The 22,684-nt window shown below is 57.2% G+C and carries 19 protein-coding genes; 16 read left to right on the top strand and 3 right to left on the bottom strand.

What is annotated here, in order from left to right; genetic code table 11:
* Window positions 1–150: 150 nt before the first annotated feature.
* Together LAO20_21715 and LAO20_21710 are read right to left on the bottom strand one after the other, a co-directional pair.
* Window positions 151–954: a sulfite exporter TauE/SafE family protein gene (locus LAO20_21715; GenBank protein ID MBZ5534056.1), complete on the bottom strand. Its 804-nt coding sequence runs from the start codon at window positions 952–954 to the stop codon at window positions 151–153.
* Window positions 955–956: 2 nt separating this feature from the next.
* Complete coding sequence (locus LAO20_21710; protein ID MBZ5534055.1) at window positions 957–2,843, bottom strand: VWA domain-containing protein; 1,887 nt, start codon at window positions 2,841–2,843, stop codon at window positions 957–959.
* 890 nt (window positions 2,844–3,733) lie between these two features.
* Between LAO20_21710 and LAO20_21705 the strand changes: the two genes are divergently transcribed.
* Window positions 3,734–4,468: a nucleotidyltransferase domain-containing protein gene (locus LAO20_21705; protein ID MBZ5534054.1), complete on the top strand. Its 735-nt coding sequence runs from the start codon at window positions 3,734–3,736 to the stop codon at window positions 4,466–4,468.
* A gap of 385 nt (window positions 4,469–4,853) precedes the next feature.
* Complete coding sequence (locus LAO20_21700; protein ID MBZ5534053.1) at window positions 4,854–5,297, top strand: helix-turn-helix domain-containing protein; 444 nt, start codon at window positions 4,854–4,856, stop codon at window positions 5,295–5,297.
* Window positions 5,298–5,778: 481 nt separating this feature from the next.
* Here the strand turns inward: LAO20_21700 and LAO20_21695 are convergent, their stop codons facing one another.
* Window positions 5,779–5,922 carry a hypothetical protein gene (locus LAO20_21695; protein ID MBZ5534052.1) on the bottom strand — a complete coding sequence of 48 codons (144 nt, stop codon included), beginning with the start codon at window positions 5,920–5,922 and terminating at the stop codon, window positions 5,779–5,781.
* Between the two features lie 134 nt (window positions 5,923–6,056).
* On the opposite strand from LAO20_21695, the gene LAO20_21690 reads away from it, so the two are divergent.
* The 14 genes from LAO20_21690 to LAO20_21625 all read left to right on the top strand — a co-directional run bounded on the left by LAO20_21690 (window position 6,057) and on the right by LAO20_21625 (window position 22,601).
* Window positions 6,057–7,118, top strand: coding sequence for a sel1 repeat family protein (locus tag LAO20_21690; GenBank protein ID MBZ5534051.1), 1,062 nt, complete (start codon window positions 6,057–6,059; stop codon window positions 7,116–7,118).
* A 166-nt stretch (window positions 7,119–7,284) separates the two neighbouring features.
* Window positions 7,285–7,806, top strand: coding sequence for a hypothetical protein (locus LAO20_21685; protein MBZ5534050.1), 522 nt, complete (start codon window positions 7,285–7,287; stop codon window positions 7,804–7,806).
* 10 nt (window positions 7,807–7,816) lie between these two features.
* A complete protein-coding gene (locus tag LAO20_21680) occupies window positions 7,817–8,476 on the top strand; it encodes a hypothetical protein (GenBank protein ID MBZ5534049.1) in 660 nt (219 codons plus the stop codon).
* A gap of 751 nt (window positions 8,477–9,227) precedes the next feature.
* Window positions 9,228–9,836 (top strand): hypothetical protein, encoded by a 609-nt coding sequence (locus tag LAO20_21675; GenBank protein ID MBZ5534048.1) that lies wholly within the window; start codon window positions 9,228–9,230, stop codon window positions 9,834–9,836.
* 74 nt (window positions 9,837–9,910) lie between these two features.
* Complete coding sequence (locus tag LAO20_21670) at window positions 9,911–11,047, top strand: hypothetical protein (GenBank protein ID MBZ5534047.1); 1,137 nt, start codon at window positions 9,911–9,913, stop codon at window positions 11,045–11,047.
* Window positions 11,048–11,266: 219 nt separating this feature from the next.
* Window positions 11,267–12,592 carry a YcaO-like family protein gene (locus tag LAO20_21665; protein ID MBZ5534046.1) on the top strand — a complete coding sequence of 442 codons (1,326 nt, stop codon included), beginning with the start codon at window positions 11,267–11,269 and terminating at the stop codon, window positions 12,590–12,592.
* Window positions 12,593–12,628: 36 nt separating this feature from the next.
* Window positions 12,629–13,303 (top strand): TOMM precursor leader peptide-binding protein, encoded by a 675-nt coding sequence (locus tag LAO20_21660; GenBank protein MBZ5534045.1) that lies wholly within the window; start codon window positions 12,629–12,631, stop codon window positions 13,301–13,303.
* A gap of 203 nt (window positions 13,304–13,506) precedes the next feature.
* Complete coding sequence (locus tag LAO20_21655; protein ID MBZ5534044.1) at window positions 13,507–15,873, top strand: SagB family peptide dehydrogenase; 2,367 nt, start codon at window positions 13,507–13,509, stop codon at window positions 15,871–15,873.
* 79 nt (window positions 15,874–15,952) lie between these two features.
* Window positions 15,953–16,597, top strand: coding sequence for a hypothetical protein (locus LAO20_21650; protein MBZ5534043.1), 645 nt, complete (start codon window positions 15,953–15,955; stop codon window positions 16,595–16,597).
* Window positions 16,598–16,666: 69 nt separating this feature from the next.
* Entirely contained in the window at window positions 16,667–17,728 is a 1,062-nt protein-coding gene (locus tag LAO20_21645; GenBank protein ID MBZ5534042.1) for a hypothetical protein, read from the top strand.
* Window positions 17,729–17,767: 39 nt separating this feature from the next.
* Window positions 17,768–18,709: a sulfate adenylyltransferase subunit CysD gene (gene cysD / locus LAO20_21640; protein MBZ5534041.1), complete on the top strand. Its 942-nt coding sequence runs from the start codon at window positions 17,768–17,770 to the stop codon at window positions 18,707–18,709.
* 23 nt (window positions 18,710–18,732) lie between these two features.
* Window positions 18,733–20,595, top strand: a complete 1,863-nt coding sequence (gene cysC / locus LAO20_21635) for an adenylyl-sulfate kinase (protein MBZ5534040.1) — start codon at window positions 18,733–18,735, stop codon at window positions 20,593–20,595.
* Between the two features lie 16 nt (window positions 20,596–20,611).
* Window positions 20,612–21,019, top strand: a complete 408-nt coding sequence (locus LAO20_21630; protein MBZ5534039.1) for a hypothetical protein — start codon at window positions 20,612–20,614, stop codon at window positions 21,017–21,019.
* Window positions 21,020–21,086: 67 nt separating this feature from the next.
* Window positions 21,087–22,601 (top strand): hypothetical protein, encoded by a 1,515-nt coding sequence (locus LAO20_21625; protein MBZ5534038.1) that lies wholly within the window; start codon window positions 21,087–21,089, stop codon window positions 22,599–22,601.
* Window positions 22,602–22,684: the final 83 nt, after the last annotated feature.

Below are 22,684 nucleotides of genomic sequence, written 5' to 3'. Positions count from 1 at the left end.
AGCAGCTTGAATCGCTGCCAAAAGGTCAAGCGCGGAAAGGTTCCCGACGGACCTACGCACCCAGCATCGCTTGCACAGTGCGCGACTTGGTGTCGATCAGCCTAACACGGCCATCTGCCTCCGCAAGGCGCTTGCTGTATTCATTTGAGCCTATAGGAGGCCGCTTCGAAGGACGATCACTTGTGAATCACGATGCTTTACCCGATTTTCCCACAAGCTGCGGCCAGCCATCAAAACGAGCTGCAATCCCAATGCAACCGCGACCACGGCCACGGCTGCTCTAAGTTTGGCGCTGGCAATGTGTCTCGCCAAAGCGCAGCCTAAGAGCACACCTGGCAGTCCGCCAGCCGACAAGCGCAGCAGAGTCTCAGTGTGCACTGAACCCCAGCCTAAATGGAATGCGCTGCCGACGATTGCCAGAACAATCCCAAACAAAATGTCAGTTCCGACAACTTGTGCGACTGGCATTTCCGAAAAATTCAGCAAGAGGACTGTTCCGAGCGCGCCGGCCCCGGCGGAAGAGAAGCCTGTTTCCATGCCGATGGGCAAGGCCAGCAAAGCCAGCCAGGGAGTATTTCTTCGCGCAAAATCCGGCTTTCGCAGGCGAGGAACGAAACTCAGGAGCGAAGAAATTACCAGCATCAACCCCACAGCCAACAGCACAGCTGGTTTCCAGGACGAAGCGCCGAGGGAGTGCAGCGCCCAGCTTCCGGCGAGGACGCCGGGGACCGCCCCTATCAACAGCGACGCCAGATATCGAGTATGGACATGCTTGCGCCGAAGGTAAATCGGCGCGGCAACCAGGCGTAGGAAGGCCGCGAATAGCATGGCGGTTCCCACGGCTTCAGCAGTCGGCAGGCCAGCTAGCACTAGAATCGGCACAGTAAAGCTGCCCCCACCCATTCCAGTCAGCCCAACGGTTGTGGCAATTACAAAGCCGGCAATCCATTCCATGATTAACTCGATTCAAGGATCCTGAATTTCGCGTTCCTCTTTGCTTGCGGCACTTGTCCGAGTCGATACCGAAAAGGGCGACCGAAATCCCGGCCGCGTCTCGCGGCTGTTAGCGCGCTCGAGTGCAGGGGAACTTCGATCGAGCCAAACAGGTCAGTCAACAGGTCGTGCACGACTAACCGGAGATACGCGTTCCTCACCGGCACGTCAATTTCCTGGTGCAGAGGTAACCCCTCGTTCACCAGCTTTTCATACTCGGAGGGCCGCAGGTGAAGTTGGAATGCCGCGTTGGCGATGTTCAGAGGCTTTCCTTCCGGATCATAAGCGATCGCCACCAACTCCAGACCAAGATGATAACTAGTATCAAATCTGTACCCGATGTTCGGCATCTCCAACTTATAGTCGAGGAGATAGCGTTCCACCTGCCCAGTCTGTTTTATCAGGCCTGCGGGACCGGCCTGGACACGTGATGTTGCGTCTGCACGCAGAACTCGGATGCGGAACAGAACCTGGGAGGAAGGAGGAGCGCCAAGCTGGATGCCGGGATTGTACGGACTTAGAAGCGCGTCGGCATCTTTTGGATTGTGGAGTTCCGGCACCCTTGCAAAATAGCCGCGGCGGTAGGCCAGACGGTAATTGCCACTGGAGAGCTTCACAGTTATATTGCGAAAGCGACCGTCGAACGATTTATTATCAGGTGAGTAAGTTAAAGTGTAATAGTTTGCACCATCTTCCAGGGCCGCCGCCAAAGCTTCCTTGAAGCCATTGGTAGAATAAAAAGCCGCACCTCCGGTTTCTTCGGCGATCTGCTTCATACTGTTGTGTTCTGCGTCCGTCTGCCGCAAGAACTGGGAGTGGTCGTGAACGAATGCTCCGGGGCCTCCGGGCAGGGCGCGTCCCCTACCTGATGACCGCGGAGTTGAAGTTCCATAAGCAGAATTCAACGCGGCCGCGCTAAAGAGTGTTTCCGGCATCAAGCCACGTGCGTCCACTGGATAAACGGCCACACGCGCGGCTGCCAGGTCATTACCAACCTGCCGCAGATCGTCACTGTAGACGCGCTGCCCACGAAAGCGATCATCGGATGATTCACTGGGCTCCAGGCTCAACGGGAAAGAACCAGAGAACCAGATCAGATTCTTACGGCCCGGAATGCCGCTTAGATATCTGGCAATTTGTTTGAACGCATCAACCGTGATCTGGACGCGAAGGTCGGTGTGGATGGCGGTGGTCTCGGTCTCGAACTGTTCCAGCAGTTGCAAAGGTTGTTCAGCCGCGTCCGCCTGCATGACGGAAGCGTCCGAACCATTCTGATCTTCGAGTAGCGGCGAGGGGCTGGCCGGGCTCTTGGCCCCGTTCAGTGCTGCCAGGAGGGATGCGGTATCTGCGGTGAGTCCGTGCAAGAGTCGCAGCCTGGATACGAGGGTGAACACTGCAATGGGGGCCTTGGCTGGGATGCTCCTAAGGTAGTCTGCCATCTCCACGCGAAGAGCGCGTTGGTCCGACACGGGCGTGTTCAGTGCGTCAAGCAGGAGAATGTTGATGGATTCTGTGCGAGCCAGCTGGTTGCTGTAGGTATGAGGGGGCAGCGGCCGTGCTTTTTCGGCTTGGGACTGGTTGGCTATGGTGTGCTCTTCGAATCCAGTGATGGTCTGCTCGCGTCCTTTTTCAAAAACCTCAAATGCTTCCTTCGATAAGCCCTTGACGGGAGCATGGCCGTCGCTCACAACCACATCGACCACCACAAGACGAGAATAGCTTCGCCATCGCGGGGATTCAGCCTGATCCGTTGTTCTGTTACTGCGCTGTGCGCTGGCGGCGCCGCAGAAGAGGCAGGCGAGAATTGCGGTTGCCATGGTCACGACCGAAAATAGTCGAGATGCCTTCACGAATCCTCCAGAATGGGCCCTGTCCACCAGATCGGCGATAACACATCCAGGACAATGTAACGGCGCCGTAGATATTACTTCACCTATGTCCCTCGGAAAAGTGGAAGTGGAGAAATGATGGCCACTATTCCCAAAATGGGAAAGCAGGACACGCCCTTGAACCTTCGGGTGACTATTATGATGAGCAATTGCACACCGGAAAGATTTACTAACAAAACTAATGGTAATCCCCATTCTCGGTAACGCGGCAGCTGTGATTGCCTTTGAAGTAGCGATAGTGCCATTGGCATTCGGCCAACAAGCAACCAATCATCTTTGAGGCCTTCCGCCGCAGGTACCGGGACAAGTCGCAAGGACAGCAGAAATGCCTCGGTTTCGCCATCAGCCGAGAGCTATGCGAGACGCAAATTACAAGCAGAAAATGTAACTTTCACGTTAGCGTAAGAAAAGCAGAAATGCGCATGGGACGTGGATGACCGAAGTGCCAGCCAAGCTCGCAATGTTGATACCATACGATAATGAATCACAAGACCTCGCACGACGAGCGGATTTTCCAACCCCGCGACCAGTTGTCCGTTGAGATAGTCCTTGAGGAACGTCCGATCGAGGATGACGCGATTATTCCCTGGACTACTATCTGCTTGCGCGAGACTAGCCAGTGGAAACGCCGATCTTTCACGGATCCTTTACCATACAAAGATTTCCCCCGAAAAAAGATAGTAGATTTTCTGCAAATATACCGGAAATAGTGTGACTGAGCCTGGAAGCCGGGCTTGACTAGCAATTGAGGATGACAACCGCAATTGCAGAAAAGATAAACCAGGCTTCTGTTTTGGCCTCACCCAAGAGTTCTGCCATCACTATTAAGGAACTTCGGTATAATACGCGCGATGCAGACAGTCGATCGCCAGCCCGTAAAAGCACTCACTGGGGATCCGTTGGACGATGCCGTGGTGCAAGCAGTTTATGAACCTTCCGTCGCGGGTGTGTTGCTTCATGGTTCCCGGGCTGCAGGCGCTGCCGATGAACTCAGTGACTTTGACGTGATATGCGTTTTAGCCCCCGGCCACTATGAGTTACGACGCGAATTCTTGCCGTTCCGCAGTACTTACATTGACGCTTGCTATTCCCCTGTGGCGCCGCTGTTCCGCCGCCTGCACTCGACCTTCCCCAACAACAATAATTTTTTACTGAATGCGCTCACAGGTGGCCGCATTCTTCTCGATACCACGGGCGAATTATCCCGATTGATGGCCAGCGCGCAGGAAAAGCGGGCCGCCGGGCCGCCGGGCGTGCCCGAATCCGAGGCCATCATCACTCGCAAGCAGATAAGAGCGGCGCTGTCGTCGGCGGAGAGGATTTTGCAGCGGGGACAGGACGCGGCGGAATTCGGGGCGCTTGCACAAGTACGGTTGGCGGAAATTTTTTCCAAAGCAATCTATACGTATCAAGTGGAGCGCCGGCGCTGGACGTCTTCTCTTCCATCCGTGATCCGGTGGGCAGGGCTCAATTGTCCCGAGCTTTATCTGCGGGCGCGCGCTTACCTCATAGCCATGTCCGACAAAGAGCGTATTTCTGCCTTGCATAATTTGCTGGACATGATAGATGGCTCACTGTTGAAGTAGCCTATAACGGCCATCCATAAGCTTTTGAGCAGTCTTTAACATTCTATGGCCTGATAGCCTGCTTGGGTGGGAGCAATGCCCTCTTATGGTGCTCGTGGGGAATAGGAGGCCATATTCCGCATCAGTAGCAGGGCAATACCATTACTGTCTAATAGGTGCATACCCTCGTTAACGCTTCGAGCCTTCCCGAAATGGAACTAGACGCTTCCGAAATTTACAAAAGTTAACTCACAAACCTTGACACGTGGTTGTCTCAATACTACTGTGACTCTCCTTTACCCATCAACGAGCATAGGCACAGCTGACTTACGGTTGCAAGCCGACTCTTAAGCCTAGTGATCAAGAAATGGATTCTCAAGAACATTGAGCGAACGAGGAGAGATCGATGTCATACGATCTGAATGGGCTGTTCAACCGCATACAACTCAATCTGCGCTCCACCCCGTATCTATCCTTGAATGAGCTTTCCACTCGGATCGGCGTTGAACGCCATACCATCGAGAAAGCGGTCAAACAAGCGACCTCGAGAACGTTTCGCGAGTTGCGCAGTGAAATGCTGTTGGAGTATGCCAGGGGCCTGCTTGATAACAATCCTCATCAGAGCATCAAGGAAGTTGCTTTCCAGTTGGGCTATCGGTCACAAAGATCTTTTTCCAGGTTCATCAAGAGCAGCGTAGGTTGCTCGCCAAAGGAACTTCGAGCAGATCGTAACTTTGAAGCTGTGGCGGTGGGTCCGCGCACGCGGGGCAAGCCGGCAAATTCCAGATCTGTCCAATCAACATCCAAAGTGTCTCATCAAGTTGCTTGCGCTGTGGTCATCAAAGAATAGAATCCACATGCTGTCAGATCACAGTCTGACTGTGACCCGACCGCAAGTGAGTCTTGACAGCTGCGAGGAAATCCCAAAACCGCTACGTCGCAAAGGTTCAAAAGATTGTTGGGGTGGCCATGATCACAATTAAGAAGTTCCACACTCGCGTACTCGTTTTCATCGTGTTCCTCGGAGTTTGCGTTCGGATGGTTGCTACACAATTCTGGCCTTTTCGCAACTCATCTCGAGGATTGTCCAAACACGCAGTGCCGGATGACCTCCGGCGGAGCTTGCTGCTGAAACTGGGCAGCGCGCGAACTGAGGAACGGCATTACGCCCTGGAGATCACAGGCATTTTTCCGTTCGTCCGTGTGGTTTCGGTTTCCAGCAGTGCAGTCGGCGCTCCCATGGAGAGCGCTGCTTTGTCGCTGACAACGGATGCTCTTGACCTGCACGCCGTTACCGGTTTGATAAATGCGCAGCAGGGTGCCTCCACGAATCAGGTACTCCCTATTGAAAGCTGCTCTGGATGTTCCGGTTGTTCCGGTTGTTCCGGATGTTCCGGCTGCAGTTGCGGCTGCACGGGATGCGGCGGATGCTCCAGTTGCTCCAGCTGCTTCTCCTGCTTCTGCGCAGGCTGCACCAGCTGCTTCTACTAAGCGCCTGGTCTGCCGGAACTTCAACCTGGTGCCGTGAGGCGGCGATCACGGCCATATCCGGCGGTGCACCAAACAGATCCCGGAGCCGCCCGGAACGGACGATAAGAGGAACAAGACAATGTTGCGAATCACCAGAAATGAAACCATGCGCGAAGTGCCGGGGAAAAAGAGTGCGTTGTTTTGCGGAATCCTGATTACCTGCGCATTTGTGGCGCTCGTGGTGTCGACGGGCTGGACGCAGGCCCCTCCCGGCAATGGAAACGACCCAACCGCCAACCCTGCATTCCAGAAAGACCTCGCAGCCGCCAATGCCGGCGACGTACAGGCGCAGATTAGAGTGGCCAAGTTTTACCATCAGGGCCCCAACCGCGCCAGAAATTACAGTGAGGCGGCCCGGTGGTTCAAGGCAGCCTCGAACCAGGGCTCACAGGAAGCCAGCGCGTGGTTGGGCAGCTTCATGATGTATGGCCGGGGAGTGCCCAAGGACTATGACCAGGGAATAGCGCTTATCACGCAGGCGGCAACTGCCAATGATCCGGTCGGTTTGAGATTCGCAGGCCAGCTGGCCCAGAAAGCGCTACATGATGACGTGCAGGCAGCATCTTTGTTCCAGCAAGCGGCGGATCTGGGTGATGCGAACGCAATGGCCTGGTTGGGGAGAATGTACCTGATGGGTAAGGGAGTTCCCAAGGACCGGAACAAAGCCATCAGCCTGTTCAATCAAGGAGCGGCCAAGCGAGATCCATGGGCGGAGCTGGCATTGGGCCGCATATTCCTCCAGAAAGACCAGAAAAATCCAAACCGCGCCGTCCAATTATTCACGGATTCCGCGGCGCAGGGTAACGCCATCGCGGCACTGCGGCTGGGGCTCATGCTGCAAGCCGGCACAGAGGTGCCGCAGGACCTTACTACCGCTGCTCGATACCTGCGGCAATCTGCGGGTTCCGGCTATGGTCCGGGTGAGCGGGCACTTGGACGTACCTTTGAACTCGGTATTGGCGTTCCCGCAAATCCGGTGTATGCGTTCATCTGGTACAACCTGGCTTCGCAGCAGGGAGACAAGCTCGCTGGAGACCGGCTGGCCAAATTGACCGGAAACATGAGCTCTGCCGATCTGCAGAAGGCGCGGCTGACTCTGAGCAAGTGGGACGCAAGGATCTACGCCGACGAGCAGCAGTGATCCTGCACCTCGGGTCGGACGCACGAGTCGATGGCCGCGTCCATAAAAGCACGGTATTGAATACGGCAACAGGACCACAGGTATTTTTTTGACTGAAAGTCAAGAGGCGGAGACTTCCATGTTCAGCAACAGCTACTTAATGACGGCTTGCCAGGCATTCACAGGAATGCTGCTGCTCGCCTCGGCCGTTGCCAAGATGGGAGATCCGATCAAGTTTGAAGCGGCGGTCCGCGGATTTCAGCTTGTTTCTCTTCGCGTGGCGCTGCTTCTCTCCCGGGCCATTCCCGTCACCGAGTGCCTGCTGGGGCTGGTTCTGTTGCTCGCGGCCGCCATGCAGCAACCGCTGCTGGCTACGGCTGCCCTGTTCGCGATGGCTCTTTTTATCGTGTTCGGGGCCGCCATCGCCATCAACCTGTTGCGCGGCCGCCGCAAAATCTCCTGCGGATGTTTCGCCGGCGACGACGAATCGGAGATCAGCTGGTGGCTGGTGGCTCGCAATACAGTGCTGGTCCTGTTTTCGATGCTGGCGGCAGGATGGTTCAGAGTGGCTTCGCCGCAGGCGCTCTCCGGGCTCAGGCGCCTGGATGCCATGCTCCTGGGCGTCTCCGCGCTGGTCGCCTGGCAGCTGTTCGCGCATATTCACAGGCTTAGAACGTATAACGTGGTATTTACCGAACTTAATCGATGAGGGTATTTGAATGGCGTCGAGTCTCTTTGTGGGCTCTTACATCGCGGCTTGGGTCCTGCTGTTGCTGTTGTGCGTGGCTATTCTGGTTATGACTCGCCAGATTGCTCTCCTGCATGGGCGCATTTTGCCGGCTGGAGCCAAGGCAACCAGAGTAGGCCCACAGGTGGGACGCGCAGTTCAGAAATTCGAAATAGAAGACATTTATGCCAACAAGGTACAGGTGCCTTCCAACGAGAAAAACACGCTGGTGCTCTTTCTATCCGAAGGATGTTCGGTCTGCGAGCAGCTCGCTCCGGCGATCGTGGCCCTGGTGCGGCAGGAGCGGCATATCTCCGTGGTGCTGGCCACTTTCAACGGCGACGCGGAAAGCAACAAACGCTACGCCAAAAAACATGGACTGTCGCACCTCCCGTACATCTTCTCTAAGGATTTTGCTTTCGGCATGATGGTATTTACCGCTCCCTACGCTCTCCTAATCGACCGTGAGGGGATCTTGCGCAGCAAAGGCCTGGTAAACAGCAAGGAGCATCTCGACAGCTTGCTGAATGCTCTCGACCTGGGAGTTTCCGGCAATGTGGAGTACTATCAGCGCGCTTTGGGGCAGGCAGCGGCCGGGCACGGGGATTCTCTGGAGTCTAAAACAGTCAACGGAAATGGACCGCGAGGATAGCAAAATGAATGACGAACGGGATATTCAGGACAATTTAGACGCACGAGTAGCGCGATATCTGGCTAAACATTCGCAGAAATTCTCCCGGCGCGGAGCAATGGTCAAAATAGGAAAGACGCTGCTCTCGCTATCCGGCCTGGCCCTTGTACCTCTGTTGCCGTCCCTCGGTTGCGACGAGACTCCGGTTGGCAGCTGCGACTGGACGACCTGCGGGATGTGCGGCAACCTGTGCTCCGGGAGCTCGAGCTGCTGCGGCGGCTCCGGAGGAGTTTCCACCTGTCCGAATTGTACGACCCAGGGCGGAGCGTGGTTCGGATGCTGCTTTGACTCCACCACCTGCCAGTGCCAAAACGGCACCCAGTTCGCATATCGGGATTGCATTGGGACTTCGTCGACCAATCTCAGCGCCTGCAGGGGCACACCTTGCAGCAACGGCTGCAATCAGGGCATTCAGATCACGGTTTACCCCTTTGGCGCGCCCTATGCGTGCACGATCGTAACCGCGGGTGGGCCATGCAACGCGTGCAACGGACCATTTGGGTTCTAGGGACCTATGACGCACTCTTGTGAAGCTACGACCTACGCGGTTACCATGCCCAGCAGGCGCCGCCGCTTGGCGTTGCTGGGAATCATGAGCTGCGTCGCCTTATTTGTAGCTTATTGGTTTCCGCACGTGGGATCGTTCTGGGTCATGGGATGCCTGGCTTTTTGGGCCGGCATTGCGGCGCTCTGGTCTCCTTGAGGGGGCTCCATGGCCGGGACCATGATTCCCGTGGTCTACGGGAAAGAAGCAGGTGGGAGAAAGATGCCGGTTGTGCTCCTGGCCCACACGGGCGGCAGCCTAATAGGCGGTTTGATCGGCGGGCTTGTCCTGGGTGGGCTGGGAAACCTGATGCAGCGATTGGTGAACGGGCGAATGGCGGCGGTGAACGTCTTCATCGGTGTGGTAGCGTTCCTCCTGGCCCTGCGGGCCGCCCGGTTAACTCAACTGCACCTACCAGAGTCAACCTGGCAGGTGCCTCGCATCTGGCTGGTGAAGATGCCCGAAGCCATGGCGGCGGTTTTCTTCGGACTATGTCTGGGCGCGGGTTTCCTGACCAGGATTACCAATGCGCTCTATCTGGTGATGGGATGGGTGGTGTTGGCCGGAGGTATTCGCTGGGGCATCACCGTCATGGTAATTTACGCATTGTCCCGGAACTTTCCCTTGTGGGCGCTGTATCTCGCAGCGAAAGGAGACCAGGAAAAGCAGGGTAGGTATAACTCTATAACCCAGCTATGGTGGCCGGCATCTTTCATCACCAGCGCCGTGGCTCTGGCGATAACAGGGGTGTTCCTGATCACCTTGGGTGTGAAATAATTTTGGAAACATTCAGCACAGACGCTGCAATGCGAACCTAAAAGGCTGGATGACAGCAACCTAAGAAGGAGTTCATGGCTATGAGTTTCGATACGGCGAAAGGCAAAGCACGCAAAGTGCATACATGGATTTCATTAATTGCGATGGTGCTGCTTGGGACCTGGAGCGGCTGGTCGCAGACTGGCGCTGCAAAGTCGGGATTGCTCTACGTTCTCGACACCCAGAAACTTGGCCCCACCTCCAGCATCCTCTTGGTGGATCCCGCCCAGGGCACGGTGATTCGCACGATAACGGCGGGTACATCGCCGGACATGACTATGGCTCCGGACGGCAGCGCGCTCTACGTTACTTCGCAGTATTGGGTCGCAGGGAATGTAGACAATCGCCTCGAGATTTATGACAGCTCCGGAAACCGGGTGGCTTCCATGACCAATCCTGATGCGGTCAATGCGACCATGCCCGCATACCCGACCCGAATGGCCATGGCGCCATCCGGGAAATGGATTTACATGCTCAAGGGGCGTTGGCTCGGCTACGGGGAATTTTATCTGTCGGCGTTCAACACCACGACCAGGCAATTCCTGCCCGCGCACGCCCTTTTGCCCAATTGTCCGGGCATGCTGATACTTCCCTCGGCGGAGGACCTGAAGGCAGCCGTGGTTTGCAACTATAGCTCCGTGGTAAGAGACATCACGTTCGGCGATTCCGACGCCACCACCAAGACCAGAGGGATTACCGCCACCCCGGAGCGCACCACGCGGTCGCGCCAATGGCAGTTGGCTTTCCTGGATCCTTCGCAAAAGGTCGGCCTGTTCGCCGCCAACGGCGCTCACCTGGTGGTGGACCGCCAGCAGGGCAGGGTCAACTCGGCTGCTCCGGCCACGGACTTGAAGCGCTACCTGGGCATGCAAAAAGGCTTGCTGGCCAAGGACAACTCGACCGTATTTTTCGGCGACCAGGCGACCTCGGGCGACGTCTATTCCAGCGCGTACGACGAGGTGACCGCGGTGGATCCTGCAACGCTGTCCCCCAAGGGAAGCATTCCCACGAACGTCCGTTTCTATACTCTTACCATGAGTGGCGATGGAAAAACCCTGTATGCGGTCAGCCCTGATAAGGCCGCGGTGACGGTCATTGATGTGGCTGCCGGCAAAGCCGTCCGGCAGCTTCAGGTTGGCCAAACTCCCACTATGGCGTTTGCCGTTCCGTAAGTGGCGATGGCCTGGCGGCATGTCAGGCCATCAAAGGCGCGCGGGCTTTTGCGCAGTTTATGGAAACAAACAACCGTTCAAGAGCCTGCCTCAGCTTCTTCCACTTATGTCCAATCAATGTCCAAACTGTGTAGCTCACGCTCTATGAAAATCAAATTTGAACGATAGAATCTCCGCTACATTCGTAAGGCTTCTGCGTGAACCGAACAAGGGTGGGCTATGGATCCCGGTCATCAACCCGATAAATTGAATGGTTTATTCCAACCGCTCGGAGGGTTGCTCGGCGGATTCACGCGCTTTCGCGCCGCATCGGACGAGCCGCTTCTTTTCACGAGGATTGAGCGGCTCGGCGACGTGGGACAGGTCTGGTCCAATGTGGGCAGGAAACGGCGCGGTCCCCATGTGCGCGAATCAGTGGAGGGAGCGGGAGTTGGCCTGAGCGAGCCTGCCGCCGCTGTCCGGGCAAAAGCGGAAGCCTTGGAGAGATATTGCGCCTGCGTTTTGACCGATGACCAGTTTATCCGCGCCAGCGCCAATGAACTGGGAGGCGCGGCACTGGACCTCTCGATTATTCCTCGATGCAGCGCCAACGAACTCTCAAATCCGAGATGCCCTCTCCTGTTGCCGGATAAGGCCCTTCCAATTCGATGGGTGAAAGGTATCTCGCTTTTTGACGGCAGGCAGGTCTATCTGCCGGTGATAATGATTTATCTCTATGCCGGAATCGAAGGGCCGGGCGAACGAATCTGGTTTCCGATCTCCACCGGCTGCGCCGCACACACCACGTTGGAGTCTGCATTGCTGGCGGGCATTCTGGAGGTGGTGGAGCGCGATGCCATCAGCCTCACTTGGCTCCAGCAGCTTCCACTTCCGCGCCTTGAACTCGATCTCTTCTCCGGAGAGCTGGCCTCATTTTTGGAGCGGTACCAGCGTGCATGCAAGGAACTGGAGTACATGTTTTTCGATGCCACGACAGACGTGGGGCTTCCGACCGTCTACGGCTTGCAGTTGTCCCCGGCGAACAGGCGAGTGACGACCCTCGTCTCTTGCAGCACGTCGCTTGATCCCGCAACGGCCGTAATGGGTTCGATTCGTGAAATGGCCGCGGGCCGGATAGCCTTCCGGCAACCCAGGCCCACCCCCGAAAACCTGGAGGAGTTCACGGAAATATTCCATGGCGCCAGCTACATGGCGCGCGCTGAACAGGCCGGTGCATTCGATTTCCTTGTGCACTCCGGCCGCACGCGGCTCTTGAGTGAAATGCCTGGCATGTCCAACGCGGATTCCAGGCAGGCCTTGCGCACGGTGCTGGATAGGCTCAAGCAGAAACAGCTTGAGGCATTCGCCGTTGATCTGAGCACGGACGAAGCCTTGCGAGCAGGCATGCGCGTGGTGCGGGTATTGATACCGCGCCTCCAGCCGCTCGCTTTTCACTATCGCGCACGCTATCTCGCACATCCGCGCCTTTATGAAGGGCCGGAACAGATGGGCTATCCGGTCCATCCGGAAGAGAGATTAAACCAATGGCCACAGCCATTTGCATGAGATGAGGTCCGGAAAACCGGGCAGCCGGGTTTAAAGATGAACAAACGAGACACGTCGCCCAGCACAGTTCACATATTTTCGGTAGGCGATTTCGGACAGGCTGTTGCCGCGCGGCTGAAAGCGCAGCGGTCTGAAGTCATCGAAACGGTGGTAATGAACGACACGGTTCCCATACCCGGCGTGTGGCCTGATAGCCGTGTGACCGTGATAGCGGGCTGGCGTCCCAACCCAAACCTGTGCGAACTGCTGGAAGAGTTCAGCTACCAGCGGCAACGGCCATTTGTACCTTTATTTCAGGTCTCGGGCGCTCTTCGTCTCGGCCCTGTTGTGGTTCCCGGCGAAGGCCCATGCTGGAGCTGTTGGATGCGACGTTTCAAGCAGCATGCGGAATGGTCGGAAGCGGAAACGGCATTGCTGGACCACTATGCGCGGCAACCTGAGTCCGGTCCCCGTGGATTTCTGGAGCCATTTGCCGTAATGGCGGCTGCCAGGCTGTCGCACACCATTCAGCAACTGTTGGACCAGGAACCCATCGCCGGGCAAATCTGGCAGATTCATATGCTGACCCGCGAGATTACCAAGAGTCTGGTAATCGGTATGCATGGTTGTCCGCGATGCGGGCTGAATCGCGCCGCGCCGGCACGGACCTTCGTCCGCATGCATGAAGAGCTCGCACATCTCTGGGATTCGGCAAGTGGAGAAGGGGATTGAACATGGTGACGATGAGACCTCGGGCCCCGTCTTTACGGCAACAATTCAGCAAGATGCCCGTTTCGTCGCTGTTGGCGAAGATACGCCCTCGCCTGGTGCGCGAACTCGTGCTGCTGCCATTCCGGGAAGAGCTGATCGTGGACGGGACCAGTTACCTGCAGATCCTTCGCGGCAAGTCAACGCGGAACGTGCTTCCGGCAGTCATGGCCCTGCTGGATGGCACACGGACCCTGCTAGAACTCGAATCTGCTGTGCCGGGTGTTCCCGCGGAACACGTCCAAACCACCGTGAGCCTGCTCTTTAACTGCGGCCTGATCGAAAACGGGGTTGCCGAACCTGACCCCACCGCGAACCAGCAAACGCTGGATTTTTTCCGCCGTCATGTTGGCGTAACCGGGACAAACTCCAGCGGCGAGCAGGCCTATAAAAGGCTGCAAACGTCAGAAGTGGTCATTCTCGGCGGCGGACGACAGGAGCAGGCGCTGAAGTCTGTGCTTGAAACAACGGGAGTAGGCCGCGTGCTCTTGCTTGACCGGGAATCGTTGAATGGGTTGTCTCCCGCATCGGGGGTTGCGCCAGAGCAATCTCTCGTTATTTCTCTTGCGTTCGGCCCCGAGGACGTTGAGTGGCACTTTTCGGTCGATGACTGGTGCCGGAATCATCATCTCTCCTGGTTGCGAGTATCTGTGGGTTCAGTGGACAATGTGGCTGACATTGGACCGTTGTTCAGCGAAAAGTCGAGCGCGTGCTACGGCTGTTTCCAGGCCGTACATGGCCCGATTCCCACGGTTGCGCCTGTGGATAGTGCTGCAACCCTGAGCGCCGACGAAATTCAATTCTGGCTGAGCATGGTGGCGGTTGAAGTTATCTACCTTTTGAGCAAGATGGCGCCGCCTACCACCGGCCATGATTTCCAACGATATCGCATGAAGGAGTGGCAGGCCAGCCGTCTGTCTGTGCCGCGCATTCCGGGATGCGAAAAGTGTCGTCCGATTCCGGCAGTTTTCCCGATGAACAGTAAGCTTTTGCACACGGCGACCGTCTTCGAGGACTGCGTCAGCATACAATCGCTGGCCTTTTCCGGGCCGAACAACGGCGCCGCGACCGCGCAGAAAGCAATTGCGCTCACCTTTGAGACCAAGCGGGCGCCCAATTGCCCTCTTTTTGCTTTACCGGGTGAAATGCCGAAGCTGGACCGCGGCAGCCTGGACGTCCTCCATGAACGGTCTGTCGGTTCCAATCAACCGCTCACACTGCGAGAAGTCGCCGCCATTCTCATGTTGACCGGCGGCATCCGGGAATCCGCTCGAGGAGAGGAACAGACAAAGAGATGGGCAGCCACCGCGGGAAATCTTGGCTCGGTTGAACTCTACTTGCTGGCCCGCAATGTGGACGGCCTGCCCCCGGGACTCTATTTGTACCAGCCGCGCGAGCATTCCCTGGCAGCTTTCCACCGCCGCGGAGGCGAGCTGAAAGCAGGCGAGTTCATGCAGCGCCTGGTGCGCAAAAGAGGGGATGAATTGCCGGATGCTCTCGTGCTCTTTACCGGCGCTTATCACCGGCTCAGCCGCAAGTACGGACCATTCGGCTACCGCCTGGTAAATCTAGATGCCGGGGCCGCGCTGAGCCAGATGCATCTGGCGGCAACAGCCCTGGGAATCCGGTCCAGCACCGCGAAGCTCTGGGCAGACGATTTAATGGAAGAGCAGTTGAATCTCGAACCCTGGCAGGAGCAGTCGACGGCAGTAGCCGAGCTGTATGGAACGGCGGCGGTTTCGAGCGATCACTCTCAGGAAAAGTCTTTGGCGGGCTGTGTGCCCGCATCGGGCAAAGCGGCGCATGAGTTCCGTGACCTGCCCGTGCATGAGATCGTGCAAACACTCTATCGCGAAAGTAGACGGCTGGAACAGGATCTTGAAGCGCCGCCCGCACACATTCCGCAGGAGCTTCTCGTCCGCGACCAGCAGGAGGAAAACCTGGTTCCATTGCCGGAACCGGCGCGGGGAGGAAGGCTGATTTCCGATAATTTTGGCCGGCGTTATTCCACACGCCATTACGGCCACGAGCCCGTGTCCTTGAGCCAGATCAGCACCATGTTGCAATGTGCCTATGCGGAAGACATGCATGTGTGGCCTGAAGAACACGCGGCTGGGCTTCCGCTGACGTTCATCGTGCTTGCGTTGAAGGTGGAAGGATGCGAGCCCGGAATCTATCGATATCAGCCGTCGCGCCATGAACTGGCGTGGATCGCTCCCGCTCCTTCAAAACAAGATGCGTTGGAACTGTTCCCCCAACCCGAGTTCTCAGCGGCACCCGTGGTGATATGGAGTTTTGGAAATCTGGTTGCGGCATGCACCCGCCATGGCTCGTTTGGACATCGGCTATTGCTTTTACGCGCAGGATCAGCCGGCCACCGGCTCTGGATGGCCGGGCTGGGAATGGGCCTTGCCGGTTGCCTGGTCGCTGGAGTTGTGCCCGGCGCGGCACGGCGGCAGTTCGGATTTGATGGTTACAAACACGCTAGTCTGCTTGCCTTTGCCGTTGGTTATGGGGCCCAAGGCGCCAAATAAGCCTGGCTATTCCCTGCGCGGCAGTCATAACGGCCTGTGTCTTGTGTAGTGAAAATTTACGCGCGGTTTTAGGTTATTTATGAAAAGTGCTTTAGTTCAGAAATTCAAAGAGATGAAGGCGAGTTTGCATCCCTGGAAGGAGGGGCCATCGCTGGTTGCGGACCCTCCTTTTTATCTGCAGACCAATTTCTTGAGTAACGTGGACACTCTCTGGTCCCAATTCGAGAAACAGATGACGGCTGCCGTGGAATCTAATGACGGCTTGACCGCATTGTTGTACGTGTTTCGCCGGGATACGTACCAGTTCCTTACCGCGACCGCGGAACGATTTTTTTCACAAGAAGCCTTAAACGAGCTTACCGATGCCCTGCGTGCGTGGGGCAAAGACACCATCGGCTGTTCTTACGTCACTACGCCGCAGCTGCGGGTCTACGTTGACGGCTGCCGGCGCGAGCTGCTGCGTGACAGCACTGAAGCACGGTGGCATTACCTGGTTTCCCTGACCCGCAATAAGGCCAGAGATGCGGGGCGGATCAAGCTGATATCAGAAAGCGTTTCAGGGCCGCGGAACCATGCTGCCGGGGTCGCCAGCCTGATCGACCTGCAACTTCAGTTCAACCAATTACTGGTACATGACACCCGCCGTGCTTACGGAATAGCCTCTGCCCGGACGGGGATGGACGCGATCCAGGGATCGCTATTTCTCGATGGATACCTGTGGTGAGTGGGTACGCTTGAAGAAAAATGGCCATTCAGGCCTTGACCGAACGGCAAGCTGGCGAACGGAGCACGCATGAATCGATTACAAGACCTGTTTATATCCCCTGATCTCTATCCGCTGCTGCTGGATACGGAACGGAGTATTCTCACGTTCCTTCGCATGTCCCGGGAAAGTTACCGCAATTCAGTATTTCTAGATCTCCGGGCCCGTCCGGCCGGAGAGGGCACCTACGATTTCCGGCTAGCCGATCTTTTGCTGGCTGCCACCAGGCAGCCGGCTGCGCGCAAGCGCACCCATTACATCCTGAACTCAGCCTATTGCTGCTCAACGCTGCTCGCCCGCTATTTCGAACTACTTCCATCCTGCTTCGTGCTCAAGGAACCGCGTTTGCTGGCCCAGATGGCGATGGTGGAACGCCAATCCCTGCCCTGGTGGGATGCTGCCTTTGATTTATGCCTGCGGTTGCTTTCACGCACTTACGATCCCGATCAGATGGTTGTCATGAAGCCCGTGGATTGCTGCAGCATGATTGGCCACCGGCTGCTGCAACACAACCCGGAGGCAACGATCACATTTCTGATGATCCCGCTGCGGAATTTTATATTGTCCATTTTGAAATCAGGCGAGCGGCGGGACTGGGCAGGGATGCGGGTCCGGCAGATATTCAAGCGGGGCGCAACCTGGCCCCGGATCGCCGGCAAAAACCTGGAGCAATTGAGCGTGGCGGAATCGTCCGCATGCCTGTGGCTGGTGCACAGATATCTTGCCGAGGAGCTGCTTTGCGGCCCGCATCGTTCCCGCGTGCTGCTCGTCGACGGCGACGAAGTGGCGGAGTCGCCACGGCAGACGCTGGCGGCGATCACTGCGCTCTGCCGGCTTCCCGTCGACGACGCGCAACTGGACTGGCTCGTGTCACATCCTTCGGTCGCCAGGTATTCCAAGGACCTTTCCCGGCCGTACGATGCGAGTACACGCGCCGCTGAAATTACGGAACTGGAGAGATGCTGGAGCGCCGAGGCGGATGCCGGCATGGAATGGGCGGCGCGCCACGCCTGGCCCGGCCTCGACGTATTCGCACCCACGCTGGCGAAGAGCACCGCATCGCAGCCGCTGGCGGCCACCCAAATGAATTAGAACGTGATCATGCCCACATCGGCCAAACCACAGCCCGGAATGGAAGTTTTCACCGCGAGAGCGCGGGAGGCGGACCTGCGCGTCCCGCGACTTTCCCATCTGGATCTCCTCGAGGCGGAAAGCATTCACATACTTCGGGAGGTGGCAGCCGAGTTCGCGAATCCCGTGATGCTCTACTCCATCGGGAAAGACTCGTCCGTCATGCTGCGCCTTGCGCAGAAGGCCTTTTATCCCGATAAAGTCCCGTTCCCCATGTTGCATGTGGATACGGGATTCAAGTTCCGCGAGATGATCGAATTTCGCGACCGGAATTGCCGCCAGTTGGGTTTGCGGCTGATCGTGCATTCCAATCTCCAGGCAATCCAGGAAGGCGCCAATCCTTTCCGGCTCGGCACTACGCGTTGTTGCGCCCTGCTGAAGACCCAGGCGCTCCTTGATGCGCTCAGGACCCACAACGTCGATGCCGCGATCGGAGGCGCGCGGCGCGAGGAAGAGAAGTCGCGGGCCAAAGAAAGAGTGTTTTCGTTTCGCGACTCTTTTGGACAATGGGAGCCGAAGAACCAGCGCCCCGAACTGTGGAACATCTATAACACGCGCACCAACAAGGAAGAAAGCATACGAGTATTTCCGCTTTCGAACTGGACGGAGCTGGACATCTGGCAGTACATCGAGCGCGAAAACATACCCGTGGTGCCTCTCTATTTCGCGGAACTCCGCGAAGTGGTCATCCGCGGAAACATGATCATTCCGCTGCAGCACGCCGGGAAACTGCTGCCCGGAGAGGAGGCGCAAAAAATCTCATGTCGGATGCGCTCCCTGGGTTGCACTTACTGTACGGGCGCCATGCTGTCGACTGCGGACACGGTTCCGAAAATCGTGGAAGAGCTGCAAACGCTCACACGCTCGGAGCGCGAGAGCCGAGTGATCGATCACGACCAGGAAGCTTCCATGGAGCTGAAGAAAAGGGAGGGATATTTTTGAGCTCTCCAGCACAAGCGCGTGACATGCTGCGGTTTCTGACCGCCGGCAGCGTGGACGATGGCAAATCGACACTGATCGGCCGCCTGCTCTATGAGTCAGGCGGCGTTTACCAGGACCAGTTGGATTCAATCCGCAAAGCCTCAGGGCGGACGACAAGCGGCATGGACCTTTCTCTCCTCACCGATGGCTTGAAAGCCGAGCGCGAGCAGGCAATCACCATTGACGTGGCTTACCGTTATTTTTCCACGAAAAAACGGAAATTCATTATCGCGGACGTTCCGGGTCACGAGCAATATACGCGCAACATGGTCACCGGAGCTTCCACGGCGGACGCGGTTGTGCTCCTGGTGGAAGCCCGCAAAGGCATTCTGGAACAAACACGCAGACATGCCTACCTGACGCGGCTGCTGGGCATCCGGAGGATGGTGGTTGCAGTGAACAAGATGGACCTGGTCGGCTTCAGCGAACCGGTTTTCCAGTCCATCAAGGAAAAGTTCAACGCGGCCAGTGGATACATGAACGGAGTAGAAACCTACTTTCTTCCCGTGAGCGCCCTCACCGGCGACAACGTAGTGCGGCGCAGCAACAAGATGGGCTGGTACAACGGGCCGTCATTGCTGGAGCTGCTGGAGACGCTTCCCATCGAAGATGACCGCAACCTGCATGATTTCAGGTTTGCCGTGCAGTACGTGGTGCGTCCGAACCAGGATTTCCGCGGCTACGCCGGGCAGGTTGCGTCGGGGATCATCCGCCCCGGCGACGAGGTCACTGCCTTGCCTTCGGGCCGCACCACGCGGATCAAAGAGATCCTGCTCCATGCCAGAAGCCTGGACCAGGCTTTTCCGCCGCAATCGGTGGTGCTCACTTTGGCTGACGAGATTGACCTGGCCCGGGGGGACATGCTGGTTTGCCCCGAGCGGCCCCCAGCGGTCACGAACCGGCTGATCGCGGACGTGATCTGGATGTCACAAACTCCCTTGCGAGTCAATTGGCCCTATCTTATCAAGCACGCGGGACAAACCCTATGCTGCAGTGTTCTCAGCATTCTCCACCGGACAGACGCCGGCACCCTGAAGAAGATCAGGTGTAACAACCTGTGCCTGAATGAGGTTGGAGTGGTGGAGATACAGACCCACAAGCCGGCGTTCGTCGATTCGTACGCCGCCAATCGGGCAACGGGGAGTTTCATCCTCATCGATCCTTCGAACAACGACACGGCCGGAGCGGGAATTATTTCAGCTCCGTCCTCACTGCCTCTGCCGGGGCCGCACACGAACCCGGTTGCGGGCCTTCCCTCAAATCTGGTCCAGCAGCAGCAGCGCGGGCTCACGGTGTGGCTCACCGGGCTGAGTGGCGCGGGAAAAACGACGATCTGCAGCGCGCTCTATACGGAGTTGCTGGCCCGCGCGTTTCGTGTCGAGGTGCTCGATGGCGATGTGATCCGCAAGCTGTTTTGCAGCGATCTGGGCTTCAGCAAGGAAGACCGCGACGAGAACATCCGCAGAATCGGGCTGGTGGCCGAGTTGCTCACCCGGAACGGCGTCGTGGTGCTGATTTCCGCCATTTCTCCTTATCGCGTCGCGCGTGAGGAAGTACGCGCCAGGATCGGTGACTTCATTGAGGTATATGTAAACACGCCGCTGGAGGTATGTGAACGGCGCGATCCGAAAGGGCTCTACAGGAAAGCGCGCCGGGGCGAGATCGCGGGGTTCACCGGCATTGACGATCCTTATGAGGCGCCGCTAGCCCCTGACGTGGAGTGCCATGCCGACAGGGAAAGCCTGCGCACGTGCGTGGGCAAAGTCATGTCCGCCATTCTTGCTTTCTTTGCCGCGGCGCCGCCGGATTCCTTATCCGAAATGCAGGATGGTGCTGCGATTGAATGAACTTGGAGATGATGAGATGGCCAGCAAAACGATTCCCGGTGCGGCAGCTCTCGGCGATGACGCGCAGCGGCAGCCGACGGTTGCCGTCGATTTCGATGGCGTCCTGGCCGACTACGATGGCTGGAAAGGGGCCGGCGTCCTGGGCAAACCCCGTTCCGACGTTGTGGAGGTGCTGCGCATCCTCAGAAATGAAGGCTGGAAGATCGTGGTGCATACCACCCGAGCGCAGAAGGAGATCAACGGCTATCTGCGCAAGTACGGGGTTCCTTATGATGAAATCAACAGGAACTCCTCGTATCGAAACAGCGGGAGCAAGCCGGTGGCCACCGTTTACTGGGATGATCGCGCCCTGCGCTATACCGGAAATGCTTTCGATGATCTTAAGGACATACGCGTGTTTCGCACCTGGAGCGGTCGCCGGTGAAGGTTGTCGTGTGAAATCGCACTTTGACATCAGACGTGTTGCATTGACTTGAGTTTAGGAGCTATCCATGGCTGCGAAGACCGTCATTCATCATTACACCGGATACAAAGCCAAGCCATTCAGAGCGGAAGAGCGCGACGGCGTGACCCTTCTTTATGGAGGTCTCACGTGGAAGCATGAGCGGCTCATCCAGGGCATTCTGCACAACCTTGGCTACAAGGCTGAACCGCTCCAGAGCATCTCCCGCAAGGATCTTGATACGGGTAAGGAACTCATAGATGTGGGCGCCTGTTGTCCCACGATTTTCACGACAGGAAATCTCGTCAACACCCTTAGACGCAAAGTGGCTGTGGAAGGAAAGCAGAACGTCGCCGACAAATATGTGTTTCTTACGGCGGGAGCGTGCGGCCCCTGCCGTTTTGGCCAGTATCATCAATCCTACACAATGGCCCTCGATGGCCTGGGGCTACGCGATTTTCGCGTGTTGTTGCTGGCGCAGGACCAGTTGGACCAGGGAGCGGTGGGAGGAGGCGGGCTCGAAATCAACTTGCCGTTGAGCCTCGGCCTGATCTGGGCAATTCTCATGGCCGACGTTCTGACTGACCTGGAATACATGACGCGGCCTTATGAAGTGGTCCCGGGGCAGACCGACCAGATGGTGAAAGAGTGCGCGGACTATCTGTATGCGGTGCTCCGCGACCGGCCGGTCAGGAGCGGCAAGTGGAGTGCGTTCATCTGGCACTTGCGCACGCGGTATTTTGTAAACGCTCTGCGGGACGTTTACCGGCGCTGGCAGACCATTGAAGTGGATCGCCTGCAGGTGAAGCCCAAAGTGAAAATCACGGGCGAGTTCTGGTTGCAAACGCACGAAGGCGAAGGCAACTACAACGTCAAGCGCTGGCTGGAGCAGGAGGGGGCTGAGGTGATTCCTCCGCCGATCGCGGTTTGGTTGCATTATCTTTTCCACCCGATGATCAGGGAGCTTGAACACAGGAACGACCGGACCCGAAGCGCGCTTTTGAAAAGAGGGCTGTTCACTGCACTGGAACGGCTATACCGCGTGACCTATAACAGGTTCCGGAAAGCCGTGGGCGGACTTCCGCGTGAGCTGCCGGACCAGTTGGAATTGAAGCGGTTGGCAGAACCGTTCTTTCATTTTGAGCTTCGTGGCGGCGAAGGGCACATGCTTGTGGGGAAGGCACTGCATGCCTACCATCATCGTAACGCCCACATGATCTGTGAGCTGTCTCCTTACAGTTGCATGCCTAACACCATGTCAGTGGGCGCCATGTCCAACGTCCTGGGCCGCTACCCCGATCTGCTGTATGCGCCTATTGAAGTAAAAGGCGATGCCGAAATTCATGCGCTGAGCCGCTGCCAGATGATCCTCACTGAGGCGAAGCAGAAGGCGCGGCAGGAATTTGATGCGGCCCTCGCCGCGACCGGTGTCAGTCTGACCGACATAAGGAGACGTGAAAACCGTCATCCTGAGCTTCGTAGGAGCACGTATCCGGTAACCCACAGGGGGTATGCCGGAACGGCAACGAATTACATGCTGGCGCTCTCGAAATTGAGCGCATAGCAAGCCAACAGGCACGCTGGATTAATATGAGCTCAAATCGGCTTTACCAGATCGAATTGGATTCCCCGGACCGGAGTCCTGCC

Source organism: Terriglobia bacterium (assembly GCA_020072815.1).
Taxonomy (GTDB): Bacteria; Acidobacteriota; Terriglobia; order Terriglobales; family Acidobacteriaceae; genus Angelobacter.
Note: the sequence above shows the minus strand (reverse complement) of the source record. Positions and strands in the feature narration are given on the sequence as shown.